At 60.8% G+C, this 12,945-nt stretch carries 11 protein-coding genes; 6 read left to right on the plus strand and 5 right to left on the minus strand.

The window, feature by feature from the left end; all coding sequences use genetic code 11:
• The first annotated feature begins 61 nt into the window (after positions 1-61).
• From ACZ5A6_RS25450 to ACZ5A6_RS25470, 5 genes are all read left to right on the plus strand, one after another.
• Positions 62-460, plus strand: a complete 399-nt coding sequence (locus ACZ5A6_RS25450; RefSeq protein WP_111791077.1) for a DUF1419 domain-containing protein — start codon at positions 62-64, stop codon at positions 458-460.
• 505 nt (positions 461-965) lie between these two features.
• Positions 966-1,565, plus strand: coding sequence for a hypothetical protein (locus tag ACZ5A6_RS25455; protein WP_111791078.1), 600 nt, complete (start codon positions 966-968; stop codon positions 1,563-1,565).
• A 431-nt stretch (positions 1,566-1,996) separates the two neighbouring features.
• Positions 1,997-2,929 carry an ArdC family protein gene (locus tag ACZ5A6_RS25460; RefSeq protein ID WP_111791079.1) on the plus strand — a complete coding sequence of 311 codons (933 nt, stop codon included), beginning with the start codon at positions 1,997-1,999 and terminating at the stop codon, positions 2,927-2,929.
• Between the two features lie 590 nt (positions 2,930-3,519).
• Entirely contained in the window at positions 3,520-3,831 is a 312-nt protein-coding gene (locus ACZ5A6_RS25465) for a DUF736 domain-containing protein (RefSeq protein ID WP_003517402.1), read from the plus strand.
• A gap of 319 nt (positions 3,832-4,150) precedes the next feature.
• Positions 4,151-4,312 (plus strand): hypothetical protein, encoded by a 162-nt coding sequence (locus tag ACZ5A6_RS25470; RefSeq protein ID WP_019565695.1) that lies wholly within the window; start codon positions 4,151-4,153, stop codon positions 4,310-4,312.
• Positions 4,313-4,462: 150 nt separating this feature from the next.
• Here the strand turns inward: ACZ5A6_RS25470 and ACZ5A6_RS25475 are convergent, their stop codons facing one another.
• From ACZ5A6_RS25475 to ACZ5A6_RS25495, 5 genes are all read right to left on the minus strand, one after another.
• The gene (locus ACZ5A6_RS25475; protein ID WP_003517400.1) at positions 4,463-4,741 is read right to left on the minus strand and encodes an HU family DNA-binding protein; all 279 of its coding nucleotides are present in this window, start codon (positions 4,739-4,741) and stop codon (positions 4,463-4,465) included.
• 33 nt (positions 4,742-4,774) lie between these two features.
• The gene (locus ACZ5A6_RS25480; protein WP_060642167.1) at positions 4,775-5,086 is read right to left on the minus strand and encodes a WGR domain-containing protein; all 312 of its coding nucleotides are present in this window, start codon (positions 5,084-5,086) and stop codon (positions 4,775-4,777) included.
• A gap of 512 nt (positions 5,087-5,598) precedes the next feature.
• Positions 5,599-7,518: a Ti-type conjugative transfer system protein TraG gene (gene traG, locus ACZ5A6_RS25485; protein ID WP_111791064.1), complete on the minus strand. Its 1,920-nt coding sequence runs from the start codon at positions 7,516-7,518 to the stop codon at positions 5,599-5,601.
• Complete coding sequence (locus ACZ5A6_RS25490; RefSeq protein ID WP_111791063.1) at positions 7,515-7,748, minus strand: conjugal transfer protein TraD; 234 nt, start codon at positions 7,746-7,748, stop codon at positions 7,515-7,517. Before ACZ5A6_RS25490 ends, traG begins: the two co-directional genes overlap by 4 nt.
• The gene (locus tag ACZ5A6_RS25495) at positions 7,738-8,025 is read right to left on the minus strand and encodes a TraC family protein (RefSeq protein WP_111791062.1); all 288 of its coding nucleotides are present in this window, start codon (positions 8,023-8,025) and stop codon (positions 7,738-7,740) included. Before ACZ5A6_RS25495 ends, ACZ5A6_RS25490 begins: the two co-directional genes overlap by 11 nt.
• A gap of 222 nt (positions 8,026-8,247) precedes the next feature.
• On the opposite strand from ACZ5A6_RS25495, the gene traA reads away from it, so the two are divergent.
• Positions 8,248-12,876 carry a Ti-type conjugative transfer relaxase TraA gene (traA, locus tag ACZ5A6_RS25500; RefSeq protein WP_111791061.1) on the plus strand — a complete coding sequence of 1,543 codons (4,629 nt, stop codon included), beginning with the start codon at positions 8,248-8,250 and terminating at the stop codon, positions 12,874-12,876.
• The last annotated feature ends 69 nt before the right edge of the window (positions 12,877-12,945 follow it).

Genomic DNA, 12,945 nt, shown 5'->3' on the forward strand with positions numbered 1-12,945 from the left:
TGGCGTCCCTCGAGGGCCCCCGCAGCATTTTTTTGGAAAACAGTAGAGTTGGTGTGCAGCCATGGGTGCCACATCAGCGCGATCATTACCGAACGAGGCTGAGCATGTATGGGAGTGGGACGACAGCGCGCTCTACAGCGGCGAATGGTTCGAGATCGCCGACGCATCCCGCGACTACACGTTTGAGATACTGCCGCCGCTCTCGATAAAGGCCGGGATATTCGCCATGCGCGAATTCCCGAACGGTTTGGTCACCAGCATCCTCTTCTCTCTGCCGGTCGACGGGTGCCTCTGGCACTTCCGCGGTTATTGCGACCTGGCCGACAAGAGCTCGCCCGAACGCATGCAAAGCGCTGTCATCGAACGCGAATCCAGGCCCTCCCTTGTGATGAAGCACGACGAGAAGCTGGAACATATTTGGTCGCGCACTGCGGACGATTGTCTCGGTTATGCGGCATAATTCCTCCGTCGATGGACTTTCGTGAACGCTCGCGCGACAGGAGGATGCAATCGCATCATTGCGTGCCCGTGCACATCTGCCGGGTGGCTCAGGCCAAACGGGACCACGAGCCGATAGTGACGTCGGCGGTTGTGATGACTGTGCAAGCTGCGGCTTGGACGTTGGATCGGCGCGGCCTGGCGCAGGTCTAGCGTGGTTTCCTCTCAGCTTCGGCATCCGAGGTTTGCCTCTGGCCGTTCCGTCCTTCGGTTTCGTGGCGTCTGAACCGGCGCCCGTTCGGTTCAAGGCCGCTGTCGCGCCGCGGGGCGGCCGATCATGCCGCTCTCGACAAAGCAGGCACGCGGGCTTCGCAAGGGCTTGTCACCCCTGCTTGACCGCCTGCCTGCTTCGCTCGATCTGGCCTGCCCGGGCCCTGATCCGCCCGGATTGCGCCTGTTCCTTTCGACCGCACCGAAGGACAGAGCGGCCAGGGGGCCGACACTTCGGCGAAGCAAAGGAGACCACCATGGCAAAGTCAGCAACCCAATCCCGTCAATCAATCCGCCAATCCGCCCGCGTCGTGCCGCTGCGCAGAGGCGCCACCCTCGAAATGGTTCGCCTTTCATGCCCCGATGAAACACAGGCGCTTCGGATCGCCGAAAGCTTCGGGATCGCCATTGTCGACAGCGATGGCATCCGTGACATGCACGAGCGCCTGATCGTCGAAACCGCCACCGCACTTTCCGATGGCCTTGGCGACCGGGCGATGCAGATCCATCTGCAGCGCATCGTCGGGGCCTATGTCGGATCGGCCCATGGCGCCGGTCAGTTCTACTCCCGCGCCGTCACCGAGGCGCGGAACGCCACCGCCAAGAGCGCTGCGGATGCCCGCGACGAGGATCTCGACGGTCCGGTCGGCTATGAGAGCGCCGCCCAGCGCAAGCGCGAATTCGCAGCCGACATGGGCATCCAGGCACATGCGCTCAGAATGGCGGCCGTCGGCGCTGTCGCAGCCTATGAGCAGGTGGTGGGCGAAACATGGAAACCCTTCGACCGGCCGGTCGAAAATCCCGGCCAGACGCTCGACCGCAAGGCGGCAGCAGTCCAGCTGTCAGCCTTCGAATAACATCCATCACGGCGGGGCTCCGGCCCCGCCTTTGTTCACGTCGACGAAGGTGTCCTGTTCTCGTCAGCTCGAAGTCACGAGGGCCTGTGCCGGCCACCACCTCGAATCTACGACGGGACGCGACTTCAATGCGTCGACAGAAGGTCCCAACCTCAACCGCGCCGTTGCTAAGATTCCGTCCGCTGCCGTGCGGCAGAAAGTGGTCTTGCTGGCGAAGCCCTCGCCTTGGCTGCGGATGAAGATCGGTAATCTGTCCATTGCTACCCCGTCCCGCCTTCGGTCTGCCGGGCCGAGGGTCTCGCGCAAGGGCTTCGCCCTCCTTCACGTTGTTACGGCGCGTTCCGCGTGCGCTCATCCCTGATCTGCCCGGCTTTTGACCGACGTGACGGGGTCGCGATGGTCGCGACCTCCGAAAACGGAGGTTCAAGGATATGAAAAGAAAAGGGCAGGGCGAGCGCGCCGATCTCTATGCGCGGATCACCGACAGGATCGTTGCGGATCTGGAAAAAGGCGTCCGTCCGTGGATGAAGCCCTGGTCGGCCGCAAACACGACCGGACGGATCACCCGGCCGCTGCGCCACAACGGCGAAGCCTATAGCGGTCTCAACGTGCTGCTGTTGTGGTCGGAGAGCACAGCGAGGGGCTATGTCTCGCCGACATGGATGACGTTCAAACAGGCCTTGCAGCTGGATGGAGCTGTTCGCAAGGGCGAGACCGGAACGACGGTCATCTATGCAAGCCGCTTCACCAAGTCGGAGACCGACAGCAATGGCGGCGAGGTGGAGCGCGATATTCCGTTCCTTAAATCGTACACGGTGTTCAACGTGGCGCAGATCGACGGCCTGCCTGACCACTATCATGGCGTACCCGAACCGCTCCTGAGCCCGATCGAGCGCATCGGTCACGCCGACGAGTTCTTCCGCAATACCGGCGCAGTCATTCGGCACGGCGGCAACCAGGCATACTATTCTCCGGCCATGGACTATATCCAGATGCCACCGTTCGAAGCCTTCCGCGATGCCGCCGGGTATGCGGCAGTCCTCAGCCATGAGGCGACCCACTGGACGGCGGCAGAACATCGCGTGGGACGCGACCTGTCGCGCTATGCCAAGGACCGGACGGAGCGCGCGCGGGAAGAACTCATTGCCGAACTTGGCAGTTGCTTCCTCTGCGCTGACCTCGGTATCGCGCCGGAACTTGAGCCGCGGCCGGATCACGCGTCCTATCTGCAGTCATGGCTCTCGGTGCTGGCCAACGACAAACGTGCAATTTTCCAGGCGGCCGCGCATGCGCAGCGGGCGGTCAATTATCTCCACGGTCTTCAGCCAAGGGCGTATGCCTGCGCGACGAGGGAGGCAGTGTAATAGCGCCCCTCTCATTTTAGAGCGTCCTTTGGTACTGCTCCCAAAATCTGAATCCGGGCAGCGCGGATTGACCGTTCGGGAGGAAAGCGAAGGCGATCTTGTGCCGTGCGGACGCGAGCCAGTTTTGCTGCGACTGGCCCTAATGCGTCCTGCATCAGCAACAGGTCATTCTTGCGGATACGAGCAAGCATGGGCGACATGTGCCCGATCGAAAACCGGAGCCGCCATCGACACGGAAAGTTCGGCGACGCTCACCGGACTTGTCGCATTGGCCCGGCAATGCCCAAACGATCGATGTGGCCATTGCTGCCATCCATTCGGGCATAGGAAGTGGGCGCGGCCAACGCGGCCTCGATTTGACATGTCCGATCGAACAGCGGCTGCGCCTCGATCGTTTTCCCGCAACGGCATCGCCCCCTTTCTTCCCCTGCGACCTGCGTTCGCATTCCTCGCGGTCCAAGAAAGCCGTCTCCCGCCGCCCTCCATTGCATTCCGGTCCCTTAAGGATGCGGTCCGATCGTCCCCGATCAAATCGACAGTCATCGAGGACGCGATGGTCGCGGCCCGATCAAACCGAAAGGATCACGACAATGGCAATCATCGGCGAATTCACCACCAACGGCAACACCATCCTCGGCCACGTACGCACTCTGACGGTCTCCATGAAGGCCCGTCTGAACCCGATCGAACGCACATCCCGCGACGCTCCCGACTTCCGGATCATGTCCGGAGCGGCCGAAGTCGGCGCCGCCTGGAGCCAGGTTTCCGGCGACGGAGAGCCCTACATCTCGGTCAAGCTCGACGATCCGAGCTTCCCGGCCCCGATCAATGCGGCACTTTGGCCGACCGAGAGGGAAGGCGACTATACGTTGGTCTGGAACCGCCCGAAGCGCGACGCCTGATCAAAGACGAAGCCCTGCCGGAAACGGCGGGGCTTTTCCCTTGTTCAAACCAAGAAGGAACCGGGCATCTAGCCCGCTTCTTCTCCTGGTCGCGATACGGAGAGGCGGGGTCTGCTCAGAGTGACCAATCGTGCCGCGAGCAAATGCCGGCCTCAAGGACTTCGCGTGGCCCCCCGATTTTGCTTCCGCTCCGGTTCCCTGCGCTTCAACAAAACCGGCACCCCACTCGCCGCCTCTGGCGGTCGCCGACGCGATCCCTGACCCCGTCATTTCCTCACGTCCCGCGGCGTCATCTTTCTCAAACGTCAAGGAGATGACGATGCTACTGGAACAACATATCGAAGAACTGCGCGCCGAGATGAACCATTGCCACCCAGACGAGCGTCGCCAGATTGCCGCGGAGCTGGAACTGGCTCTGGCCGAACTGGCCGTTATCATGGCCGAGCAGGACGGTTCCGTTGACGCCGTGCCGCCCTTCTGAGGGTGGCATACACCCGCAATGCTGCCACCACCGTCCGATTGCCATCGAGATCGAGATCAGCTTAAGCGTGATGGCAAACAGCGCCGATGACGCTGCGCCGTCTGCCTTTGGCGGCTCCCCCCCTGATGACCCCGCTTACCGCGGTGCGGCTTACTTGTTCAGCACATCTTTCAGTGCTTTGGCAGGCTGAAACGTAAGCTTCTTCGCAGCGGCAACCTTGATGGTGGCGCCGGTTGCCGGATTGCGAGCCTCACGCTCCGGGGTATCCTTGATCTTGAACTTGCCGAATCCCGGGATAGATGTTTCCGCTCCAGACGTGGCTGCCGTCGTGATCGACGCGAAGACGGTTTCGACGATCGATTTCGCCTGGGCTTTGGTCAGGTTCTGTTCGGATGCGATCTTTTCGGCGATTTCATTGGTTGTGGTCATGACGGTTTCCTCGTTAAAGACGGGAAAACCCTTTCAGGCGATCGTTACGTTGTCATGCGGTGATGTCCTTAGAGTGGCGCTCCTGCCGGGGTTTCCACAGTTTCTTGCCGGTTGATAGCCCCTTTTGCGCTTCTGCAGTACCAGTTCGAGAAAGCGCGATATCGCATCATTCTCATTGCCGAACACCTCGGTCATCTCCCCGCCAGCCTTGCCGATCCGTCCCCAGCTTCGCACGACGGCTATTTCGCCAAAAAGGGTTGGCCGGATCGCAAGTGCGTAATATCGGGCCATGTTCCTGTTGGCGTCGATCCTCTGGCAATAAAGCTGGTAGTGGTGTGTTCCCATCCCCGCATGATCGGCGATGCTCGCGATCTGGTCCAACGAGACTTATGAATCGAAAGGTCGCTTCCGATTCATTTCTGTGATGGATGCCTGTTGCGGTGTCGGCAGTGTCCGATCATCCTGACGCTCAAGCTTCCCGGTCTGAACGACACGTCCGGGCGCGATCGTCGAGGTGAGCACAGCCGGTAAATCAGATGGCGAGCTGTCTTCGCTTCCAATCGTCAGTAGGTCCATGTTCAGGCATCGCATGTTTTCGAAAAAGGAGGATCAAATGGCATCCATTGCGGCGACCGCGACGACTACGATACAGGAGCATCTGTCATCTACGCTGGAGAGGCACTAGGACGGGTTGAGCTAGCAGATCGTCAATTCTTCGGTGTCCATGCTCATCCTTCAACGAGACACAACGACCTGATCGAAGCGCTAGAAGGCGATAGACGCGGCACTGGCGCTGATGAAGGCAACGAAATGGCCAATAGAAGCCGAATACGGTCCGCAAGAAAACGCCTGAGCCGTCAAGGTCCCAGCTTGGCAAACCTGTTGGGCCTGGCGTGCATATCCATGTCCTTCCGCCTGAAATAGATCGCCCGCCCGCAGCGGATCGGACTATGGCCCTGGACGATAATGATCTGCTCGTCCTTGCGCATCGATTGGGTGATTTCGTGCGGCATAATGAGCGGCCGGCGCTGGAAAGTGATGCTTTCGGATTTCCGCGACGTACTGTTTTTCGTACCCCAGCCGAGATTGCGAGAACTGCCTTTGACTTCGACGGTCATTTCTCCACATTGGGCAGAGACGTTGCGGGCGGTATCCAGTGCCTTGATCGCGGCGTAACTCGCGAAAGCGCAGCCGTCGATCCACGACACCGCACCGTCTTTTCCGAAGTGCCGTTCCAGTTGCCCGACGGACTGGTACATCAGCATCATGCTAACGCCATATTTGCGACCGCGATCGCGAGCCTCTTCAAGCACGCGCATGTAGCCAAGCAGATCGACTTCGTCCAAAATGAACAACGCTCGCCTCTTGAACGCACCATCCGCTTCGATCATCGCGTTGATCAGCGAGCCGATGATCACCCGACCGATACCGGGATAGGACCGCAGGATCGATGCCGGAATGTTGATAAACACGTCTTTCTTTCCGCCAGCGATCTCGTTCGATTTGAACGTGTTGCCGCAAACCAGTGCCGCGTAATTATCGAGCGACAGCCATTGCGTATCCTTCGATGCCGTCGAATATACGCCTGAGAACGTTTGCTCGGTCATGTTAACAAAGACGCCGAGCGTTTCGCGGATGAAGGCGGACGCGGAGTGTTCCTGTACGTCGCGCAGCATGGCGAGCACGGAGGTTTCCGGCTCGGAGACGATCTGGCGCAGGCTGCGCAGGTTTCGTCGTCCTGCATATTCCGGTGACAGCATCACATGCGCCAGAAGACCGGTCAGCAGATTGTGCGCCTGCGATTGGAAGTAAGAGCCAGTCGACGATTCGAAGCGCACGCTTTCCGAGAGCAACATGTGCGCGATGCCGACAATGTCCTCTTCCTTTTTTAGCGAGTGCTCGATGCCGTCGAGCACGTTAAATCCCATGACCGGATTTGCCGGATCGAGCACAACAACCTCTCGGTCGAGTTTATCTCTTCGGTGGTCAACGACCATCGGGGCCACCTCGGTGGACGGATCCAGGCAAATGAGCGGACCCGTATATCTGAGCGCCGTCGGCACGACGTTGCTGGTGGTCTTGAAGCCACCAGAGCCTGCGAAGAAAAGCATATGGGTCGAATCGAAATCCTGGGCGTAGGTCAGCAGCGGGGCTTTGCCACCGCGTCCCCAGGTGGCCGGATCGTTTGGATCGAACGGCAGCTCATGGACGAGTTCCTTGTCGACCCTGTAGCGCTCACCGATAACGATTTCACCATCATCGGGAAACAGCCGTGCCGCCGCCGACATCGGCAGCCAGTCTGCATCTCCGAATGTTCCGCGCCTGGCGCGCGTCACCTGTTCGGGCACGACGCTGGAGATGCGCGCCGCGACCGCGGCCGCCATGAATCCCATCGCTGCGCCAACGACCGCAATCATGTCGACGAATGAGAGCGCCCGATCCCAGGTCAGCACACCGCTCTCTACGAGCGGCTGAAGCCGCCCGAACTCGCGCAACCCGTAAAAGCCGGCCATCAGGAGAAAGCAGAGAAAGCTTGCCAACGCCACGGGTCTTCGCCGATGGAGGGGCAGCGCCCAGACCGCCAGCAATCCAGCCAGCGGCCCGAACAAAAGAACGGGCACCGGTGACGCCCGAAGGAACCAGTATTGCGTCTTGCCCGTGATGCCGGTCGCCAATTCAGGCCAACGCCAGTGGGCGACGTAAAAGGAAAATCCGGTGACGGCGATGGGAATGATCATGAGCAACAGGCTCGGATGCTGTTTGGCCTTTCCCTTCATTCCGCCACCTTCAAAAAGCGTTCTAACCCGCCGTTGGATGCCGCATCCCTGAAGGCCAGCTCTCCGATATCGCACAGACGCCGATGTTCAGGTGTCCCCGGCACGACCCGCTTCATTTCGAGAAGCCCGCCAAGCAGGAAAGCCCGATCGGCGTTCGACAGGCCCGCGCGAACGACAATGTCGCCGAGCAAGAACTTTTCTCTCGCTCCCTTCTTTCGGTCAGCTGTCATGTGGAACCTCCGTTTCCGAACCAGTCGCTCCATTTGCCTGTCCACGCGGCGAAGCAGGTGAGCCAGCGGCCTGCTTCTTCTCGCCGTTGCGAAATCGCGCTGCGATCTCGTCGAAGATGCGATCCACCTCCTCGTCAGCGATCTCCATCTCCGCCAATCCCGACTTCGTCGCCGCACGCGCGAAACGATCAGCTGATTTTACTATTAAAGTTTTTCGTCGTTCGCGAAGCTTCTCGATTTGAGCATCAATATCCATGAGCGCAGGCTTGGTGGCCATAATCAAGTCCTTTCAACGTCTTTGGAAATTTCTATTCCGTCATTTAACTGACTAGAAAATGTTAGTCAAACGCGCTACCGTACACAAGCCCCCAAACGTCGATATTGGAAATCCCAGCAGGGCCGTCTTCCGGAAAAGCAGCATCGGTCTTGTCAGGCCGATTGATTTGAGGGCGCAATATACGTCGCTGACGCGACGTGCCTGGAAGGACTGGAGACGTTAGTGGCGATCATGTTCGTCAGAGCGCAGGTGATCAGCAGGGGAGCGGGACGCAGTATCGTTTCGGCCGCCGCCTATCGTCATCGGGCGCGGATGATGGACGAACAGGCCGGAACCTCCTTCAGTTACCGTGGCGGCGGCGCCGAACTGAAACACGAAGAGTTGGCGCTGCCGGACCAGGTACCGGCCTGGCTGCGCGCGGCCATCGATGGGAAGAGCGTCGTTGCGGCCAGCGAAGCTCTTTGGAATGCAGTGGACGCATTCGAAACTCGTGCCGACGCGCAGCTTGCCCGCGAGGTGATCATCGCGCTTCCGGAAGAGTTGACGCGATCAGAGAACATAGCCCTTGTGCGCGAGTTCGTCCGGGACAATCTGACGTCCAAGGGCATGATCGCCGACTGGGTTTATCATGACCGGCAAGGCAATCCACACATCCACCTGATGACCGCGCTTCGACCTCTGACGGAACAGGGTTTCGGGCCGAAGAAAGTGCCGGTGCTTGGCGCCGACGGCGAGCCGTTGCGGGTCGTCACGCCGGACCGACCGAAGGGCAAGATCGTCTACAGGCTCTGGGCCGGCGACAAGGAAACCATGAAGGCATGGAAGATCGCCTGGGCGGATACGGCCAATCGGCATCTGGGGCTTGCCGGCCATGAGATCCGCCTCGACGGGCGTTCCTATGCCGAACAGGGGCTCGACGGGATTGCCCAGAAACATCTCGGGCCGGAAAAGGCAGCGCTTGCCCGCAAGGGTGTCGCGATGCATTTCGCGCCGGCCGATCTCGCGCGCCGGCAGGAGATGGCCGACCGGTTGCTGGCCGATCCGCATCTACTCCTGAAACAACTCGGCAACGAGCGCTCCACCTTCGACGAACGGGACATCGCCAAGGCTCTGCACCGCTATGTCGACGATCCCGCTGATTTCGCCAATATGCGTGCCAAGCTGATGGCCTCCAATGACCTCGTGCTGTTGAAGCCGCAACAGGCTAACCTGCAGACCGGCAAGGTGGCCGAACCTGCGGTCTTCACCACACGCGATATCCTGCGCACCGAATACGACATGGCGCAGTCGGCGGAAGTTCTGGCCCGGCGCAAGGGCTTCGGCGTCGCCAATGCGAAAATTGCGGCGGCTGTCAGAACCATAGAAACCGCCAATCCGGAAAATCTGTTCACGCTTGATCGCGAACAGGTGGAGGCCGTCCATCATGTCGCCGGCGACACTGGCATCGCTGCTGTGATCGGGCTTGCCGGTGCGGGCAAATCGACGCTGCTTGCCGCGGCGCGCGTCGCCTGGGAGAGCGACAACCACCGCGTCTTCGGGGCGGCGCTTGCCGGCAAGGCGGCCGAGGGGCTTGAGGACAGTTCCGGCATCAGATCGCGCACGCTCGCCTACTGGGAACTAGCCTGGCATAACGGACGCGATCTCCTCGACCGGCGGGACATCTTTGTCATCGATGAAGCTGGCATGGTCTCGTCGCAGCAGATGGCGCGTGTGCTCAAGCGCGCCGAGGAGGCCGGAGCCAAGGTGGTTCTGGTCGGCGATGCAATGCAGCTTCAACCGATCCAGGCCGGCGCAGCCTTTCGGGCAATTTCCGAACGGATCGGTTTTGCCGAACTTGCCGGTGTGCGGCGCCAGCGTGAGGAGTGGGCGCGAGAGGCCTCCCGTCTTTTCGCCCGCGGCAAGGTCGAGGAGGGGCTGGATGCCTATGCGCAGCGGGGGCATATTGTCGAGGCGGAGAGCCGGGCTGAAGCTGTGGAGCGTATCGTTGCTGACTGGACGAGCGCTCGCCGCGACCTCATCCAGCAATATGCCGATAAAGAACAGTCGGTTCGCATGCGTGGTGACGAACTGCTCGTTCTCGCCCATACCAATGACGACGTAAGGCGGCTCAATGAAGCGCTGCGCAACGTCATGAAAGATGAAGGCGCCCTGACCGTCTCTCGTGAATTTCAAACGGAACGAGGCGTGCGGGAGTTCGCCGTCGGCGACCGGATCATCTTCCTCCAAAACGCCAGGTTCCTCGAGCCGCGTGCGCAAAAGCTTGGACCCCAATATGTCAAAAACGGCATGCTCGGCACGGTCGTCTACACCGGCGACACGCACGGCGACCCACAACTATCGGTTCGTCTCGATAATGGCCCGGATGTCGTCATTAGCGAAGACAGCTATCGCAATGTCGATCACGGTTATGCCGCGACCATTCACAAGTCCCAAGGTGCGACCGTCGACAGGACATTCGTGCTCGCAACCGGCATGATGGATCAGCACCTGACGTACGTGTCGATGACCCGCCATCGCGATCGGGCCGACCTTTATGCCGCTCGCGAGGACTTTGAGCCGAAGCCGGAATGGGAGAAAAGATCCCGGGCCGATCATGCCGCCGGCATCACGGGCGAGCTGGTCGAAACCGGCAATGCGAAATTCCGGCCGCAGGAAGAGGATGCCGATCAAACCCCCTATGCCGATGTGAAAACGGACGACGGAAGCGTGCATCGGCTCTGGGGCGTGAGCCTTCCAAAGGCCCTGGAGGAGGCCGGCGTGTCGGAAGGCGACACGGTGGCGCTGCGCAAGGACGGTGTCGAACGGGTGACGGTGACGGTGCCCGTCATCGACGAAAAAACCGGAGAGAAGAGGCTCGAGGAACGGACGGTCGATCGAAACGTCTGGACTGCCAAACGGATTGAAACGGGAGAGGTTCGCCGGCAGCGCCTCGAGGAGGAGAGCCATCGGCCGGAACTGTTCAAGCAACTGGTGGAGCGTCTTGGCCGCTCCGGCGCCAAGACGACGACCCTCGATTTCGAGAGCGAGGCCGGCTACCGGGCGCACGCCCGCGATTTTGCCCAGCGTCGCGGTATCTATACGCTCTCCGGGGTCGCAGCCTGGATGGAGGACGGGGCGGCGCGGCAGCTGGCGTGGCTGGCGCAGAAGCGCGAGCAAGTGGCGAAGCTTTGGGAGCGGGCGAGCGTGGCGCTCGGCCTCGCGATCGAAAGCGCGAAGCGTGTTTCCTATAGTGAGGAACGCGCCGAAACCCGGACGGCAAAAATTCCGACGGATCGACAATATCTCATCCCGCCGACAACATTGTTTTCCCGTGGTGTCGGCGAGGATGCCCGCCGCGCGCAGCTTCGCTCGGATCACTGGAAGGAACGCGACGCCATTCTTCGCCCAGCCTTGCAAAAGATCTATCGCGATCCTGAAGGCGCGCTTGCCAGACTGAACACGCTTGCCTCCGACGCGCGGATTGCGCCCCGCGAGCTTGCCGACGACCTTGAGGCCTCGCCGCAGCGCCTCGGCCGTCTGCATGGATCGGATCTTCTTGTCGATGGCCGCGCGGCCCGCTCCGAGCGCAATGCGGCGGTGTCGGCCTTGTGCGAATTGCTGCCGCTGGCGCGTGCACATGCCACAGAGTTCCGCCGCCAGGTCGAACGCTTCGGCATGCGAGAGGAGCAACGGCGCGCGCATATGTCGTTGTCGATCCCGGCGCTTTCCAAACCGGCTATGGCGCAACTTGCCGAAATCGAAGCCGTACGCGAGCGCGGTGGCAAGGATGCCTACAAGACGGCCTTCTCCTACGCGGCGGAGGATCGCCTTTTTGTTCAAGAGGTGAGGGGGGTCAACGACGCTCTCAACGCTCGCTTCGGCTGGTCCGCCTTCACCGACAAGGCCGACACTATTGCCGAGCGCAACATGATCGAGCGCATGCCGGACGACCTTGACCTCGACCGGCGCCAAGAGCTCAATCGTCTTTTTGCCGCCATACGCCGCTTTGCCGAAGAGCAGCATCTTGCCGAAAGGAAAGATCGCTCCAGGATCGTTACCGGCGCCAGCGTCGTGCCTAGGAAAGAGACGGTGCCGGTGTTGCCAATGCTTGAAGCTGTAACAGAGTTTGAAACCCCGATCGACCACGAGGCGCGGGAGAGGGCGCGAGCTGTTCCTCACTACAGTCAAAATCGCGCCGCCCTTGTGAACGCAGCAGTGCGTATCTGGCGCGATCCGGCAGGTGCTGTCGGAAAGATTGAAGATCTGATCCTGAAGGGCTTTGCCGGTGAGCGGATCGCTGCGGCCATCAGCAATGATCCCGCTGCCTACGGCGCGTTGCGAGGCTCCGGCCGTATCATGGACAAATTGCTCGCTGTCGGCCTGGAGCGGAAGGAGGCTTTCCGTGCCGTCCCGGAGGCGGGAAGCCGTGTCCGATCATTGGCCACCTCATTTAGGGCCGCATTTGATGCAGAGAGGGAGGCGATCACTGAGGAGCGCCAGCGCATGAGCATTGCCATCCCGGGACTGTCGCCGTCCGCCGAAGATGCACTGACAGAACTCTCAGTGGCGATGAAGAAAAAGAACGGCAGGCTCGACGTCGCTGCCGGCTCGCTCGATCCCGCCATTAGTAAGGAGTTTGCAACCGTCAGCCGCGCCCTCGACGAGCGCTTCGGCCGCAATGCTATCCTGCGTGGAGAACTGGATGTTATCAATCGCGTGCCGCCTGCTCAGCGCCGTGCGTTCGAGGTAATGCGGGAACAGTTGAAGATGCTGCAGCAGGTTGTCCGCATGCAGGCAAGCCAGAACATCGTAGCAGAGCGCCACCGGCGTGTACTCGACCGCGCCCGCGGCGTTATCCTCTTTAACCAATGAATGGCTAACACCTGTGCTGAGCTTCTCCCTCATGCTGTTCGCTTGCGGCAATGCGTTGCGTGGCCGGAA

This window comes from Agrobacterium sp. 6Ca8 (assembly GCF_055382765.1).

What these genes read in the sequence shown, in the direction of transcription:
- ACZ5A6_RS25470 (WP_019565695.1), top strand. Translation starts at nt 4,151, where the DNA reads ATGCTACTGGAACAACATATCGAAGAACTGCGCGCCGAGATGAACCAT.
- ACZ5A6_RS25460 (WP_111791079.1), top strand. Translation starts at nt 1,997, where the DNA reads ATGAAAAGAAAAGGGCAGGGCGAGCGCGCCGATCTCTATGCGCGGATC.
- ACZ5A6_RS25455 (WP_111791078.1), top strand. Translation starts at nt 966, where the DNA reads ATGGCAAAGTCAGCAACCCAATCCCGTCAATCAATCCGCCAATCCGCC.
- ACZ5A6_RS25475 (WP_003517400.1), bottom strand. Translation starts at nt 4,741, where the DNA reads ATGACCACAACCAATGAAATCGCCGAAAAGATCGCATCCGAACAGAAC.
- ACZ5A6_RS25450 (WP_111791077.1), top strand. Translation starts at nt 62, where the DNA reads ATGGGTGCCACATCAGCGCGATCATTACCGAACGAGGCTGAGCATGTA.
- ACZ5A6_RS25495 (WP_111791062.1), bottom strand. Translation starts at nt 8,025, where the DNA reads ATGGCCACCAAGCCTGCGCTCATGGATATTGATGCTCAAATCGAGAAG.
- ACZ5A6_RS25490 (WP_111791063.1), bottom strand. Translation starts at nt 7,748, where the DNA reads ATGACAGCTGACCGAAAGAAGGGAGCGAGAGAAAAGTTCTTGCTCGGC.
- traG (WP_111791064.1), bottom strand. Translation starts at nt 7,518, where the DNA reads ATGAAGGGAAAGGCCAAACAGCATCCGAGCCTGTTGCTCATGATCATT.
- ACZ5A6_RS25480 (WP_060642167.1), bottom strand. Translation starts at nt 5,086, where the DNA reads ATGGGAACACACCACTACCAGCTTTATTGCCAGAGGATCGACGCCAAC.
- ACZ5A6_RS25465 (WP_003517402.1), top strand. Translation starts at nt 3,520, where the DNA reads ATGGCAATCATCGGCGAATTCACCACCAACGGCAACACCATCCTCGGC.